This window comes from Streptomyces lucensis JCM 4490 (assembly GCF_014650035.1).
Taxonomy (GTDB): Bacteria; Actinomycetota; Actinomycetes; order Streptomycetales; family Streptomycetaceae; genus Streptomyces; species Streptomyces lucensis.
In genome coordinates this window covers 406,657-419,647 of record NZ_BMUE01000004.1, presented here as the reverse complement: position 1 = coordinate 419,647, position 12,991 = coordinate 406,657, and the positions used below count along the sequence as shown (strand labels likewise).

The following is a 12,991-nucleotide window of genomic DNA, read 5'->3' as shown; positions in this document are numbered from 1 at the left end:
GTGGCTCCTCGCTGGGCTGTGCCTCCGGGCGGCGGACTCCTCGTGGGCGGCGGGGCGCGGGACCCGCGGGTCAGGGTTTCACGGCCACCGCGCCGTACTGCGGGACCGGGGCCGCGGGCGCCGGTCCCGCGCGCCACTGCGAGCACGGCACCAGGCCCGGTTCGACCGGTTCCAGACCGTCGAGGAACCCGGCGATCTCCGCCCGGCCGCGGGCGGTGATCTCCGGGGTGGCGTGGGCGTTCCAGAACTCCATCGCGGCGGCGTTGCCCTCGCCGCCCACGTCGGCGTCGTGGGTCGGGTGGGTGAGCACGAGGTGGCTGCCGGAGGGCACCGCCGCCATCAGCCGCCGCACGACGTCCCGGGCCTCGCCGGTGTCCAGCACGAAGTTCAGGATGCCCAGCAGCAGCACCGCGACCGGCCGGCCCAGGTCCAGCGTCCGGCCGGCCTGCTGCACGATGGCGTCCGGATCGTGCACGTCCGCGTCGACGTAGTCGGTCACACCCTCGGCGGAGCTGGTGAGCAGCGAGCGGGCGTGCACGAGCACGATCGGGTCGTTGTCGACGTACACGATCCGTGACTCGGGGGCGATCCGCTGCGCGATCTGGTGGGTGTTGTCCACGGTCGGCAGGCCCGCCCCCACGTCCAGGAACTGCCGTGCCCCGCGCTCGGCCGTCAGGAACCCGACCGCCCGCGCCAGGAACTCCCGGTCCGCGCGGGCGACCGACCGGATCACCGGGAACATCCCCGCGACGTGCTCACCGACGCGCCGGTCGACCTCGTAGTTGTCCGTGCCGCCGATCCAGTAGTTCCACACCCGGGCGTTGTGCGCCACGGAGGTGTTCAGCTTCGCCGGTCCGGCCGCCGGGGAGTGGCCATCGGTCACGTCGCCGCCCTTCTCGCACGCGCCTCGTCCCGTCATTGTGCCGCCCGGTGATCGCGCTGTCCCGGGAACCGTGCACTGTGGGCGGTTCGGGGCGCCTCCGGGAGGTTTCGGACCATGGGGGACACTGGACGGCGTACCCCGCCGCCGACCGGAAGCAGGCCATGCCCGTCACGCCCACGCCCCTCCTCGACGTCCCCGGGCTGCCCTCGGGCCCCGCCGACATCCGGCTGATCGTCACCGACATGGACGGCACCCTGCTGGACGACGCCAAGCGGATCCCCGCCGGGCTGTGGCCGATGCTCGCCGAGCTGCGCCGGCGCGGGGTGCTGTTCAGTCCGGCGAGCGGCCGCCAGTACGCCACGCTGGCCCGGCAGTTCGCGGACGTCGCCGAGGGCATGGTGTTCATAGCGGAGAACGGCACGTACGTGGTCCGGGACGGGGTGGAGCTGAGCTCCGACCCGCTGCGGGGGTCCGTCGCGCCGGAGGTCGCCCGTACGGTGCGGCGGCTGGCCGCGCGCGGCGTGGACGTCGGCGCCGTGGTGTGCGGCAAGCGGGCGGCGTACGTCGAGCGCAGCGACGAGGCGTTCCTCGCCGAGGTGCGCAAGTACTACGCCGAGCACCGGATCGTGGAGGACGTCACGGCCGTCGAGGACGAGATGATCAAGGTGGCGGTGTTCGACTTCGGGCCCGCCGAGCACTCCACGGCGCCCGCCCTCGCGGAGTTCGCCGCCACGCACCAGGTCGTCGTCTCCGGCGAGCACTGGGTCGACGTGATGAACCGCACCGCCGACAAGGGCGCCGCCCTGCGCGGCCTCCAGCGGGCGCTCGGCATCACGCCCGCGCAGACCATGGTGTTCGGCGACTACCTCAACGACCTGGAGATGCTCGACGCCGCCGAGTGGTCCTTCGCCATGGCCAACGCCCATCCGCACGTCGTCCGCCGGGCCCGTCACCTGGCCCCGTCCAACAACGAGAACGGCGTGCTGCGCACCATCTCCCGCGTGCTCGGCCTGTAGGACCCGCCCGGTACGGAATCGGGGCGCCGAAGCAGGGTACGAGGACTCTCCGAGAGCGGGCGCCCGCCGGGCCGGCGCCCCCCGCCCCGGCCACCAGGAGATCCCGTGCATCTTTCGCAAGCGAACGAGACGCTGGCCTACAAGGGCGCGGACGCCATGCCCACCTGGGTCACCTTCGCCATCGCCATCCTCGCCTTCGTCGTGTGGGCCGTGGCGAGCCGGCGCGGCGGGTGAGACGAAAGCGGGGAAGACCCGTCAGGGCTTGCGCGCGACTCCGCCGTACAGCGAGACCGGGCCGTCCTTCTCGTCCACGCGGTCCCCGGGACGCCACCGGGCGACGGACGTGATGCCGGGCTCCAGCAGGTCGAGCCCCTGGAAGAACGCGGCCACCTCGTCGTGGGAGCGGGCCACCAGGGTCACACCGCCCGCGGCGTACGCGTCGATGCCCCGGCGCACGTTCCCGGGTTCGAAGTCCGCCGTCATCATGGTCAGCACCAGGGCGCTGCCCGGTGCCAGCGCGTCGACCAGGGTCGACACCAGGTCGTGGGCGCCGTCCTCGTCGGCGACGAAGTGGAGCAGGGCGATGAGGGACAGGGCCACCGACGGTCCAGGTCGAGGACCGGGGCGGCCCGCTCCAGGATGGTGCTCGGGTCACGGGCGTCGGCCTGCACGTACTCCGTCGCGCCCTCGGGCGTGCCCCGCAGCAGCGCGTGCGCGTGGGCCAGCACGATCGGATCGTTGTCGACGTAGACCACGCGTGCGCCGGGCGTCACCGACTGGGCGATCTGGTGCAGGTTGGGCGCGGTCGGTATGCCGGTGCCGATGTCCAGGAACTGGCGGACGCCGCTCTCGGCCAGCGTGCGCGTGGCCCGGTGCATGAACGCGCGGTTGGCGCGTGCGGCCCGCAGGGCGCCCTGGTCGATCGCCGTGATCCGGCGGCCGAGTTCCTCGTCGACGGGGTAGTTGTCCTTGCCGCCGAGGAACCAGTCGTACACCCTGGCCGGATGCGGCCGGGTGGTGTCTATGTACGCTGCGGCCGGCTCGGTCCCCGTCACGCGCTGCTCCTCCGCTCGGCTGGTCCCGGCGGTCGTTCCGGGACGTGCGAGCAGCAGTCTGGCACGATCACGCGGCCCGGCGCAGACAGTCTTCGGCCACCCGCCTGTCCAGCGCCGCGCGCACCAACGCGGCGGCCAGTACGGCCGGTTGGGTGCCCCCGGCCAGCGAGACCAGCTCGTCCGCGTCCTGCGGCAGGCCGAGCCGCCGCGCCCCGGACAGGGCCTTGCCGTCTATGTAGGGCGCGACGTCCGGCCACACCCGCTGCGCCTCGCGCAGGAAGATGCCGGCGCCGGCCGGGCCCACCCCGGGTTCCTCCTGCAGCAGCCGGCCGAGTTCGCCGGTGTCGCCGCCCGCCTCCTCGTGCAGCCGGCGCAGGTCTCCCCGCCAGCGGTCGAGCAGCAGCTCCGCGCCGTCGCCGAGCTGGGTCGCCGTGCGCTCGTCGTAGCGCCGGTAGCCGCCGCGGCCCAGCGCGTCCACGCGTCGCTGCCAGTCCGCCCCGGCCATGCGGCGCGGGGTGTCGAGGCGGTCCTCGTGCAGGGCCCGGGCGGCGGCCACCGCGACCGACGCCCGGATGCGGGCGCTGAGCAGCAGGGACAGCACGAGCAGCCGGTACAGCGGCTGCGGGGTGTTCTTCAGCCGGATGCCCGCCTCCTCGGCGTACGTCCGCCCGTACGCGGACACCAGCTCGCGCACGACCCGTTCGCCGTGGTCCGCGGGCTGACGGTCCGACCGTTCGCCGTGGTTCACGGGCCTACGGCTTGAGCGGGTCGTGGCCGAGCGTCATCAGCCGGTGCCGGCGGCGGGTGTCCGCGGCCGCGGTCTCCGGCTCGGGCTCGTCCTCCATGTCCACGAGGTCGCCCACGGTGTCGACGACCCGGTGCATCACCCGGACGTCGTCGTCGGTGAGGTCCGTGCGCCGCTTCTGGAGGATCGCGAGGACGTGCTGCCCGGTCGGTGTCCCCGCCTCCTCGGGCAGGGGCTCCGCCGCCTCGCCGGCGTCCCGCACCCTGAGCCACGCCGCGAGTTCCGCCGAGGTCATGTTCACCACGCGGTGGAAGTCCTCCCACAACGCGTCGAATTCGATGGAGTCGGCCATGGGTCTCCCCTTCCGGTTGCCGGGGGCGTGCCGGGCGTTCGGTGCGGCCGGCTCTCGGCCCGGTGCCGCGCCGCGTCCTATCCGGAGGGCGGGTGCCCCCTGCCCAGGGACACAAACGGGCTGATCAGCGGGGAAGTGCCGTGTCGAGGAAGCGGACCAGTTCGGCGAAGACCTCTGCCCGGTTCGTCTCGTTGAAGACCTCGTGCCGTGCCCCGGGGAAGATCCGCTCGGCCGCCCGGGCGCCGCCGAGCCGCTCCACCCCCACCCGGCTGCCGGACAGCGGAACGAGCCGGTCGTCGTCGCCGTGCAGCCACAGCAGCGGCAGACCGCCGACGTCGCCGCCCCGGTCGACGGTCTCCAGCGTCCGTGCGAAGGCCTCGACCGTCGGGCGCTTCATCGGCCCGTGCCACACCAGCGGATCAGCGGCGTACGCGGCGCCCACGGCCGGGTCCCGGGAGAGCGACGCCGGGCTGATGGGGGTGTCCGGGATCTCGTCCAGGGCGAGCAGCCGCCCGGGCAGTTCCCAGGCGCCGATCACCGGACCGGACAGCACCAGCGCGCTCAGCTCCGCTCCGTGCCGCTGGGCGTAGCGCGCCGCGACCAGGCCGCCCATGGAGTGGCCGACGAGGACGAGCGGCAGGCCGGGGTGCGCGGCCCGGGCCAGGTCCGCCGCGGCGTGCAGGTCGGTGACCACGTCCTCGAAGTCCTCGATCAGCACCCGCTCGCCCGCGGATCTTCCGTGTCCCATGTGGTCGGGCGCGTACACGGCGGCCCCGTGCCCCGTGAGCACGGCGGCTAGCTCCTCGTACCGGCCCGCGTGCTCGCCGTAGCCGTGCGCGAGGAGCGCCAGGAAGCGCGGTGCGGGATGCGGCCACTCGTGGACGGCGACGGCGCCGCGGGTGCCGTCGAGGGCGTGCTCTCGGACGTGGGGCATGGCTCCTCCGGCTGTCTCGGCGCGGGCGTGGGGAGATCTTCCCAGGGGGCCGCCCGAAGGTCTATAGTCCAAAACTAGCAGTGCTAATTAAGTGGCGCCGCGGTGCCACGCCGTCTTCAGCTGATCCACAGCGTCGTAGGTCAGGAGTCCCAGCCGTGCGTCCCGTCCACTTCGCGGCCGCCCGCCGCACCCCCATCGGCAAGCTGCGCGGAGCCCTGTCCTCCGTGCGGCCCGACGATCTGGCGGCGACCGTGATCCGCCACCTGGTGGCCGACGTGCCCGCCCTCGACCCCGCCCGGATCGACGACGTCTACTGGGGCGCGGCCAACCAGGCCGGCGAGGACAACCGCAACGTCGCCCGCATGGCCGCCCTGCTCGCCGGGCTCCCCGAGTCCGTGCCCGGCGCCACCGTCAACCGGCTGTGCGCGTCCGGCCTCGAAGCGGTCACCGCCGCCGCCCGGACGATCGCCGCGGGCGAGGCCGACATCGTGATCGCCGGCGGCTCCGAGTCGATGAGCCGCGCCCCGTTCGTGCTGCCCCGCCCCGACGAGGCCCTGCCGCACCGCATCGAGACCCACGACACCCGGCTCGGCTGGCGCCTGGTCAACCCCGCCATGAAGGACCTGCACGGCCTGCTGTCCATGGGGGAGACCGCCGAGGAGGTCGCCGGGCGCTACGGCGTCTCCCGCGAGCGCCAGGACGAGTTCGCGCTGCGCAGCCACCGGCTCGCCGCCGCCGCGCGCAAGAACGGGCACTTCGACGACGAACTCCTGCCCGTCGAGCGCCCCGACGGCATCGTGGTCGAGCAGGACGAGTGCGTCCGCGAGGACACCTCGCTGGAGAAGCTGTCCCGGCTTCGGCCGGTCTTCCGCCAGGGCGGCACGGTCACCGCGGGCAACGCCTCGCCGATGAACGACGGGGCGGCCGGACTGCTGGTGGTCAGCGAGGAGGCCCTGAACGACCTCGGCCTGGAGTCCCTGGGCCGCTACGTCGCGGGCGCGTCCGCCGGAGTCCACCCCGACGTGATGGGCATCGGCCCCGTCCCCGCCACCCGCAAGGCGCTGGCCCGGGCCGGCTGGGAGATCGGCGACCTGCGGGAGGCCGAGTTCAACGAGGCGTTCGCCGCCCAGGCACTCGCCTGCGTCGACCAGCTGGGCATCGACCCGGACCTGGTCAACCCCACCGGCGGCGCCATCGCCCTCGGCCACCCCCTCGGCTGCTCCGGCGCCCGCATCCTGACGACGCTGCTGCACCGGATGCGGCGCACGGGCGCCGGGCGCGGTCTCGCGACCATGTGCGTGGGCGTGGGACAGGGGAGCGCCGTGCTGGTCGAGAGGCACTGAGCCGCGACTCGCGCCGCGAGGCGCCACGCGTGCGCGGCTCTGCGAACAACTCGTCGTCGCGGCGACGGTCGTGGGCGCGGTGCAGCCGCTACTGAGGTAGGCCGAGCAGCGCCGGTACGTCCGCGAAGGAGTCCACGACGTGGTCGGGTGCGCCGCTCGCGTGCCGTTGCGTCCCCGGCCGGTACTTGCCCGTGCGCACCAGAACCCCCGTCAGCCCCGCCCGCTGCGCCGCCAGGACGTCCGACTCGATGTCGTCGCCCACCATCAGCGCCTGCTCCGCGTCCGCCCCCAGCCGGGACAGCGCCGCCTCGAAGAACGCCCGCGACGGCTTGCCCGTGACCTCCGCCTCGACACCCGCCGCCCGCTCCAGCCCGAGCAGGAAGGCGCCCGAGTCGAGCTGCAGCCCGGTGTCGGTCCGCCAGTACAGATTGCGGTGCATGGCGACCAGCCGCGCCCCCCGCTGCAGGAACCCGAAGGCCCGGTTCAGCGCCGCGTAGTCGAACTCGGGCCCCGCACCGCCGAGGACGACCACGTCGGGACGGTCGTCGACCACGGTGATGTCACCCAGGTCCGCCCCGACGTCACCGCTGTTGAGCAGGGCGCAGCGGGCGCCGGGGTGGTGCTCGGCGAGATGGGCGGCCGTGGCGGCGGGCGCGGTCAGCACGTCCCCGGCGTCCACCTCGAAGCCGGCCCGCGACAGCGTCTGCGCGATCGACGCCCGGGAACGCGACGTCGTGTTGGTCACCAGGGCCACCCCGTACCCGGCCGCGCGGATCCTCGCCAGCGCCTCCACCGCACCCGGCAGCGGCTTCCAGGAGACGGTGAGCACACCGTCGATGTCGATCAGGACGCCACGAACGGATTCCATGCTCCGACCGTAGCCCCGCGGGCGGCGGCCCGGCGGCCCGTACCGCCTCGGTACGCTCACCCCCATGTCCCCGCACGTCCTGATCCTCGGCGGTACCACCGAGGCCCGCCGTCTCGCCGCGGACCTCGCCGAACGCCCCGGTGTCCGGGTCACCACCTCGCTGGCCGACCGGGTCGCCCGCCCGGCAGCGGTGGCGGGCGAGGTGCGGACCGGCGGCTTCGGCGGGCCGGAGGGCCTCGCCGAGTGGCTGCGGGCGCACCGGGTGGACGTCCTGGTCGACGCCACGCACCCCTTCGCCGAGTCCATCACGGCCAACGCGGCCCGTGCGGCGGCGGCCACCGGGGTCCGCGCCCTGGTGCTGCGCCGCCCCGGCTGGCGGCCCGGCCCCGGTGACGACTGGCGCTTCGTCAGCTCGCTGGAAGCGGCGGCGGAGGCGCTGCCCCGCCTGGGCCGCCGGGTGTTCCTCAGCACCGGACGCCTGGGTCTCGCCGCCTTCGCTCACCTGACGGACCTGCGCTTCGTCGTCCGCTCGGTCGACCCGCCCGAGCCGCCGCTCCCCGCGGACACCCGGGTGATCCTCGCCCGCGGCCCGTTCACGGTGCCGGACGAGACGCACCTGCTGCGCGCCCACCGGATCGACGTCCTGGTCACCAAGGACAGCGGCGGCGGGGCGACGGCCGCGAAGCTGACGGCCGCACGGGAACTGGGGCTGCCGGTGCTCGTCGTACGCCGCCCCGAGCTGCCGGCCGGGGTGACGGCGGTGCCCGACGTGGCCGGCGTACTGGAGCGGCTGGGCCTCAGCCCCCGGTGTTCCTGCGCAGGAGATACGTGTCCATGATCCAGCCCTTGCGCTCGCGTGCCTCGGCGCGCAGCCGCTCGATGCGCGGGCCCGCCTCGGCGATCGGGCCGGCGACGAGGATCTCGTCCGGGGTGCCTATGTACGCCCCCCAGTAGATGTCGATGTCCTCGCCGGCGTACCGGCGGAAGGCCTGCTGGGCGTCCAGCATCACGACCACGTCGTCCACGTCCGCCGGGAACCCCTCGGCGAGCCGCCGCCCGGTGGTGATCTGCACCGGCCGTGCCACCCGGTTGAGCCCCGTACGATGCCGGGCGACCAGCGCGGAGACACTGCTGATACCGGGCACGACGTCGTACTCGAACGCCACCGCGCCCCGCTCCAGCACCTCCTGGAGGATCCCCAGCGTGCTGTCGTACAGCGCCGGATCCCCCCACACCAGGAACGCGCCGGTGCCGTCCTCGCCCAGCTCCCCGGCGATCAGCCGCTCGTAGATCCCCGCACGCGCGCTGCGCCAGTCGTCCACCGCCGGCGAGTACGCCGCCCCGCCCGCCCTCCGGTCCCGCTCCGGGTCCCGGGCCTCCACGACCCGGTACGACCCCTCGTCCAGATGTGCGTCCAGGATGTCCCGGCGCAGCTGCGTCAGGTCGTTCTTCACCTCGCCCTTGTCGAGCAGGAAGAACACGTCCGTGCTCCGCAGCGCCCTGACCGCCTGCAGGGTCAGCTGGTCGGGGTCGCCCGCGCCGATACCGATGACATGAATCTTTCGCACGCCCCGAGTCTGCCGCATACCACTGACGACCCGTCCACCGGCTCCGCACGCGCCGTCACCACGAAGCCCGCCCCGCCGGTTCCCGGCGCGTGCCCGGCCTCCCGGCGCGTGCCGGGCCTCCCGGCCTCCCGGCCTCCCGGTCATCCGGCCGTCCGCCACCCGAGCCTGGGGGCCTCGGCGCCCGCGTCCACCGGCCCGGAGCCCTGCTCCACCCGCCCGGCCAGCTCCCGGGCCCAGCGGGCGAGGCCGGTCAGGTCCATCCCGTACGGCCGGTCCTCGCCCCGCAGGGCCGCCCACTCCTCCACCGCGCCCGCCCCGCGCCGCAGCAGCCGCGCCCCGCCGACGGCGTTCCCGCGCGCCGCGTGGGTGAGCCCCACCGCCAGCTGGGCCAGCCCCCGCCACAGCGGACGCTCCTCCGGCGGTCCCGACTTCCAGGCGTCCTCGAACACCTCGTGCGCGTGGAACGGCTTCCCCGCCGCCAGCAGCGCCTGCGCCTCGGCGACCGTCTCCAGCGGCGCCCGCACGACACCTTCCGGCTGCCGGGCCACGCCCTCCGTGCCGTGTGGCAGCGGCCGGCCGAGTCCGTCCCGGGGCCGGGCGTTGCGGGCCCGTCCCTCCTCGTCCCGGTCCCTGGCCCCCGATGCGCCCGCGTTCGTCATACGGCCGATTGTCCCCCGCACCGCCCCGGCCCCGTTCGGCGCACCGCCGGAGGTGGGGTAAAGTGCTGTTCGCGCGATCACGCGGGTCACCGCGAGTGAACGCACCGGGACGTGGCGCAGCTTGGTAGCGCACTTGACTGGGGGTCAAGGGGTCGCAGGTTCAAATCCTGTCGTCCCGACTTGCGATTCGCAGGTCGAAGGGCCGTTTCACGAGACGTGTGAAACGGCCCTCCTTTTGTTTCGGTGAGGCGCGCCGAACTGCTGGCCGTCCGGCCCCGCGGTCAGCCCTTGCCGGAGCCCAGGGTCAGGCCGCTGACGAACTGGCGCTGGAGCACGAAGTACACGATCAGCGTGGGGATCGCGGTGAGCAGGGAGCCCGCGGCGACCAGGTTGGGGTCGGTGAAGTACTGGCCGGAGAGGTTGTTCAGGGCCGACGTGATCGGCATGTTCTCGCCCGTCGAGATCAGCACCAGCGCCCAGAAGAAGTCGTTGTAGATCCAGATGGACAGCAGGGTCGCCAGGGCCGCCATGGCCGGTTTGCACAGCGGCAGGGTGATCTGCCAGTACAGCCGCCACACCGATGCGCCGTCGACCAGCGCGGCCTCGGTCAGCTCGTGCGGCAGCGAGCGCATGTAGTTGCTCAGCACGAACGCGCAGAACCCGGACTGGAACGCCACGTGGATCAGGACCAGGCCGAGCGCGGAGTCGTACAGCTTGCCGCTGGCCGTGACGCCGGGCAGGTCCGTCAGCAGGTACAGCCGGTACAGCGGGGTGATGACGACCTGCTGGGGCAGCAGGTTGCCGGCCGTGAACACCAGCAGCAGCGCCAGGTTGAGGCGGAAGTCGAAGCGGCTGACGTAGAAGGCCACCATCGACGACAGGAACAGCGTGAGCAGCACGGCGGGCACCGCGATGATCAGCGTGTTGCCGAAGTAGTGCGTCATGTCCGACTGCCGGAAGGCGTTCTCGAAGTTGTCGAGGTTCAGCGTGTCGGGCCAGGAGACGTACCCCTTCGCGCTGGTCTCGCCGTACGGGCGCAGCGCCGAGAAGACCGCCCACAGCAGCGGCGCCAGCCATGCGAGGGCCGTTGCCGCGAGGAAGACGTGCAGCAGGATCCGGGCCGGGCGGACCGGGGCGCGCCGCTTCAGCGGGTGGGGGGTGCCGCTCATGCGCGCCGCTCCTTCCGGAAGGTGGCGATCAGGTACGGGATGATCACGGCCAGGGAGATCACCAGCAGGACGACGGCGATGGCCGAGCCGTACCCGATGCGGCTGGACTCGCCGATGATGTTGTTGGTGACCAGGATCGACAGCAACTCGGTGCCCTGGGCGCCCTTGTTGAAGACGAAGACCAGGTCGAAGGCGCGGAGTGCCTCGATGATGGTGACGACGAGGACGACCGTGTTGGTCGGGCGCAGCGTGGGGAAGACGACGTGCCGGAACGACTGCCACTCGGTAGCGCCGTCCAGCGCGGACGCCTCTCGCAGGGACGGGTCGACGCTCTTGAGGCCGGCCAGGTACAGGATCATCATGTAGCCGGTGTGCCGCCAGGACGCGGCGATGAGGACGGCCCACAGATTGAGGGCGGGGTCGCCGATCCAGTCGATGTAGTGGCCGGGCCGGTTGGCGCCGATGACGCTGTTGATCAGGCCGGTGTCCGGGTTGTAGACGAGCTGCCAGACGAAGCCGATGCACGCCATGGAGATGACGACGGGCAGGAAGAACGCGGTCTGGTAGAGCCGGCTGAACCGGATCCGCTTGTCCAGCTGCAGGGCGAGGAACAGGCCGAACGGTGTGGGGACGAGGATCAGCGCCCCGAACCAGATGAGATTGTGCTGGACAGCCGGCCAGAACTGCGGGTTGTCCTTGAAGAGCTGGGTGAAGTTGTCCAGGCCCACCCACCTGATGGAGCCGAACCCGATGCCGTCCCAGCTGGTGAAGGCGAGGAGGACGGAGGCGATCGCGGTGACCCACACGAGGGCCACGTGCAGGAGGGTGGGCACGCCCGCCATCAGGGCCAGGGTGATCCGGTCACGGCGCGTCAGCAGGCGCTCGTGGCCTCGTGCGGCCCGCTTCCCGGCGGGTGCGGTGCCCGCGGGCGGCACGGCGGCCGGCCGTGGGCTCTTCGTCGTCGTGTCGGTCGTCATGGGGCCGCTCACGAGGACGCGAAGATCGTCTTCTTCTGGCGTTCGATGGACGACAGCAGGCCGTCCACGCCCTTGGGGTTCTGGAGGAACTTCTGCAGCCCCGGCTGCATCACCGTCGAGGTGAAGTCGGGGCGGCTGTCGCGGTCCATGAACTGGGTGAGGCTCCTGGCGCCGGCGATCATGTCGAACGCCTTCTTCTGCAGAGGGGAGTAGGCGGAGGTGTCGGCCTTGCCGGAGGCGGCCACCACGCTCGAGTCGGTCTTGAGGTACAGCTCCTCCGCCGCCGGACCGCCCAGGTACTCCAGCAGCTTCACGACGCCCGCGTGGTTCTTCGGGGATCTGCTGACCATGAAGCCGTCGGTCGGCGCCTCGACCGTCTCCTGGCCGTAGGCGGGGTTGATCTCCGGGAAGGGGAAGAAGTCCAGGTCGTCCAGGTCGGCCTTGTCGGTGAACTGCTGGCCCACGAAGGAGCCCAGGAGGTACATGCCGGCCTTCTTCGACACCAGCGTCTGCGCCGCGTCCTGCCAGGTGCGGCCCATGAAGCCGTCCTGGTGGTAGGGCAGGATCTCGGACCAGTGGTCGAAGACGGCCCTCACCCTCGCGTCGGTCCAGGAGGCCTTGCCCGCCATCAACCGGACGTGGAAGTCGTACCCGTTGAGCCGGAAGTCGATCTGGTCGAAGGTGCCCATCGCCGGCCAGGCGTCCTTGTCGCCGAAGGCGAGCGGGACCAGGCCGTCCTTCTTCATCCGCTTGAGCAGGGCGACGAAGTCGTCCCAGGTGACGGGGACTTCGTAGCCGCGCTGCCGGAAGAGGCTCTTGCGGTAGAAGACGGCCCACGGGTAGGTCGTCAGCGGCACGAAGTAGTACTTGCCGTCCTCGCCCTTGCTGAGCTTCTTCATCGCCTCGGGGAAGTTGCCCCCGATCTTCGCCCAGACTTCGTCGACGGGCGTGGCCAGTTTCTTCGCCGCGAAGAACTGCATGCGGTAGCCGGCGAACCAGTTGAACACGTCGTCGGGTGTGCCCTGCAGATACGAGTTGATCTGCTCCTGGAAGGTGTTGTGGTCCTTGGTGTTGACGTCGACGCTGATGCCCGACCGCTTCCGGAACGCCGCGTAGACGCTCTCGAAGGCCTTCTTCGGCACCGCGTCCGAGGCGTTGGAGCCGACGGTGACGGTCTTCGGGTCGGAGGAGGAACCGCTGCCTCCGCAGCCGGACAGCAGGGGTATGCCGGCACCGGCGAGCAGGGCGGCGCCGCCCGTTCCGCGCAGCAGCGATCGGCGGCTGGGAGCGGGGAGGGGACGGCCGGAGGTGGAGAGGCGCATGGCGGCTCCTGAGGGAATCCGGGGCTCGGTCACGGGGTGAGTCGATCCCCGCAGCTCATCGAAACCGCTCAGAAATCAACTCGACCGAACAGCGTGGGCG

Annotated in this window: 14 protein-coding genes, 1 tRNA gene and 1 pseudogene; 5 read left to right on the top strand and 11 right to left on the bottom strand. The window is 72.6% G+C overall.

Translation table 11 applies throughout. From position 1 onward, the window contains the following. Nucleotides 1-70: 70 nt before the first annotated feature. Nucleotides 71-919 (bottom strand): SAM-dependent methyltransferase, encoded by an 849-nt coding sequence (locus IE177_RS13080; RefSeq protein ID WP_373305076.1) that lies wholly within the window; start codon nucleotides 917-919, stop codon nucleotides 71-73. A 125-nt stretch (nucleotides 920-1,044) separates the two neighbouring features. Between IE177_RS13080 and IE177_RS13075 the strand changes: the two genes are divergently transcribed. Together IE177_RS13075 and IE177_RS35390 are read left to right on the top strand one after the other, a co-directional pair. Next, complete coding sequence (locus tag IE177_RS13075; protein ID WP_190015433.1) at nucleotides 1,045-1,899, top strand: Cof-type HAD-IIB family hydrolase; 855 nt, start codon at nucleotides 1,045-1,047, stop codon at nucleotides 1,897-1,899. A 105-nt stretch (nucleotides 1,900-2,004) separates the two neighbouring features. After that, a complete protein-coding gene (locus tag IE177_RS35390) occupies nucleotides 2,005-2,133 on the top strand; it encodes a hypothetical protein (protein ID WP_268253161.1) in 129 nt (42 codons plus the stop codon). Between the two features lie 21 nt (nucleotides 2,134-2,154). Here the strand turns inward: IE177_RS35390 and IE177_RS13070 are convergent. The 4 genes and pseudogenes from IE177_RS13070 to IE177_RS13055 all read right to left on the bottom strand — a co-directional run bounded on the left by IE177_RS13070 (nucleotide 2,155) and on the right by IE177_RS13055 (nucleotide 4,985). Further along, nucleotides 2,155-2,954: pseudogene (locus IE177_RS13070) on the bottom strand (SAM-dependent methyltransferase). A 67-nt stretch (nucleotides 2,955-3,021) separates the two neighbouring features. Beyond that, nucleotides 3,022-3,702, bottom strand: a complete 681-nt coding sequence (locus IE177_RS13065; protein ID WP_190015432.1) for an endonuclease — start codon at nucleotides 3,700-3,702, stop codon at nucleotides 3,022-3,024. Nucleotides 3,703-3,706: 4 nt separating this feature from the next. Then, on the bottom strand, nucleotides 3,707-4,051 hold the full coding sequence (locus tag IE177_RS13060; protein ID WP_190015431.1) for a DUF3140 domain-containing protein: 345 nt from the start codon (nucleotides 4,049-4,051) through the stop codon (nucleotides 3,707-3,709). A 124-nt stretch (nucleotides 4,052-4,175) separates the two neighbouring features. Then, a complete protein-coding gene (locus IE177_RS13055) occupies nucleotides 4,176-4,985 on the bottom strand; it encodes an alpha/beta hydrolase (protein ID WP_190015430.1) in 810 nt (269 codons plus the stop codon). 155 nt (nucleotides 4,986-5,140) lie between these two features. Between IE177_RS13055 and IE177_RS13050 the strand changes: the two genes are divergently transcribed. Next, nucleotides 5,141-6,328, top strand: a complete 1,188-nt coding sequence (locus tag IE177_RS13050; RefSeq protein WP_190015429.1) for a thiolase family protein — start codon at nucleotides 5,141-5,143, stop codon at nucleotides 6,326-6,328. A gap of 88 nt (nucleotides 6,329-6,416) precedes the next feature. On the opposite strand, the gene IE177_RS13045 is transcribed toward IE177_RS13050, so the two are convergent. Continuing rightward, entirely contained in the window at nucleotides 6,417-7,196 is a 780-nt protein-coding gene (locus IE177_RS13045) for a TIGR01458 family HAD-type hydrolase (RefSeq protein ID WP_190015428.1), read from the bottom strand. Between the two features lie 64 nt (nucleotides 7,197-7,260). On the opposite strand from IE177_RS13045, the gene IE177_RS13040 reads away from it, so the two are divergent. Continuing rightward, complete coding sequence (locus tag IE177_RS13040) at nucleotides 7,261-8,034, top strand: cobalt-precorrin-6A reductase (RefSeq protein WP_190015427.1); 774 nt, start codon at nucleotides 7,261-7,263, stop codon at nucleotides 8,032-8,034. On the opposite strand, the gene cobF is transcribed toward IE177_RS13040, so the two are convergent. Continuing rightward, complete coding sequence (gene cobF / locus IE177_RS13035) at nucleotides 7,994-8,764, bottom strand: precorrin-6A synthase (deacetylating) (RefSeq protein ID WP_190015426.1); 771 nt, start codon at nucleotides 8,762-8,764, stop codon at nucleotides 7,994-7,996. The genes IE177_RS13040 and cobF overlap by 41 nt on opposite strands. A 140-nt stretch (nucleotides 8,765-8,904) precedes the next feature. Further along, the gene (locus IE177_RS13030; protein ID WP_190015425.1) at nucleotides 8,905-9,423 is read right to left on the bottom strand and encodes a DUF309 domain-containing protein; all 519 of its coding nucleotides are present in this window, start codon (nucleotides 9,421-9,423) and stop codon (nucleotides 8,905-8,907) included. A gap of 105 nt (nucleotides 9,424-9,528) precedes the next feature. Between IE177_RS13030 and IE177_RS13025 the strand changes: the two genes are divergently transcribed. Then, nucleotides 9,529-9,602, top strand: a tRNA-Pro gene (locus tag IE177_RS13025). Nucleotides 9,603-9,704: 102 nt separating this feature from the next. Here IE177_RS13025 and IE177_RS13020 read toward each other — a convergent pair. The 3 genes from IE177_RS13020 to IE177_RS13010 are packed head-to-tail and all read right to left on the bottom strand — an operon-like array spanning nucleotide 9,705 to nucleotide 12,891. Next, a complete protein-coding gene (locus tag IE177_RS13020) occupies nucleotides 9,705-10,592 on the bottom strand; it encodes a carbohydrate ABC transporter permease (protein WP_190015424.1) in 888 nt (295 codons plus the stop codon). Further along, entirely contained in the window at nucleotides 10,589-11,569 is a 981-nt protein-coding gene (locus tag IE177_RS13015; RefSeq protein ID WP_190015423.1) for a carbohydrate ABC transporter permease, read from the bottom strand. Before IE177_RS13015 ends, IE177_RS13020 begins: the two co-directional genes overlap by 4 nt. 8 nt (nucleotides 11,570-11,577) lie before the next feature. Further along, entirely contained in the window at nucleotides 11,578-12,891 is a 1,314-nt protein-coding gene (locus IE177_RS13010; RefSeq protein WP_190015422.1) for an ABC transporter substrate-binding protein, read from the bottom strand. Nucleotides 12,892-12,991: the final 100 nt, after the last annotated feature.

What these genes read in the sequence shown, in the direction of transcription:
- IE177_RS13080 (WP_373305076.1), bottom strand. Translation starts at nt 919, where the DNA reads ATGACGGGACGAGGCGCGTGCGAGAAGGGCGGCGACGTGACCGATGGC.
- IE177_RS13075 (WP_190015433.1), top strand. Translation starts at nt 1,045, where the DNA reads ATGCCCGTCACGCCCACGCCCCTCCTCGACGTCCCCGGGCTGCCCTCG.
- IE177_RS13060 (WP_190015431.1), bottom strand. Translation starts at nt 4,051, where the DNA reads ATGGCCGACTCCATCGAATTCGACGCGTTGTGGGAGGACTTCCACCGC.
- IE177_RS13055 (WP_190015430.1), bottom strand. Translation starts at nt 4,985, where the DNA reads ATGCCCCACGTCCGAGAGCACGCCCTCGACGGCACCCGCGGCGCCGTC.
- IE177_RS13045 (WP_190015428.1), bottom strand. Translation starts at nt 7,196, where the DNA reads ATGGAATCCGTTCGTGGCGTCCTGATCGACATCGACGGTGTGCTCACC.
- IE177_RS13040 (WP_190015427.1), top strand. Translation starts at nt 7,261, where the DNA reads ATGTCCCCGCACGTCCTGATCCTCGGCGGTACCACCGAGGCCCGCCGT.
- IE177_RS13030 (WP_190015425.1), bottom strand. Translation starts at nt 9,423, where the DNA reads ATGACGAACGCGGGCGCATCGGGGGCCAGGGACCGGGACGAGGAGGGA.
- IE177_RS13020 (WP_190015424.1), bottom strand. Translation starts at nt 10,592, where the DNA reads ATGAGCGGCACCCCCCACCCGCTGAAGCGGCGCGCCCCGGTCCGCCCG.
- IE177_RS13015 (WP_190015423.1), bottom strand. Translation starts at nt 11,569, where the DNA reads ATGACGACCGACACGACGACGAAGAGCCCACGGCCGGCCGCCGTGCCG.
- IE177_RS13010 (WP_190015422.1), bottom strand. Translation starts at nt 12,891, where the DNA reads ATGCGCCTCTCCACCTCCGGCCGTCCCCTCCCCGCTCCCAGCCGCCGA.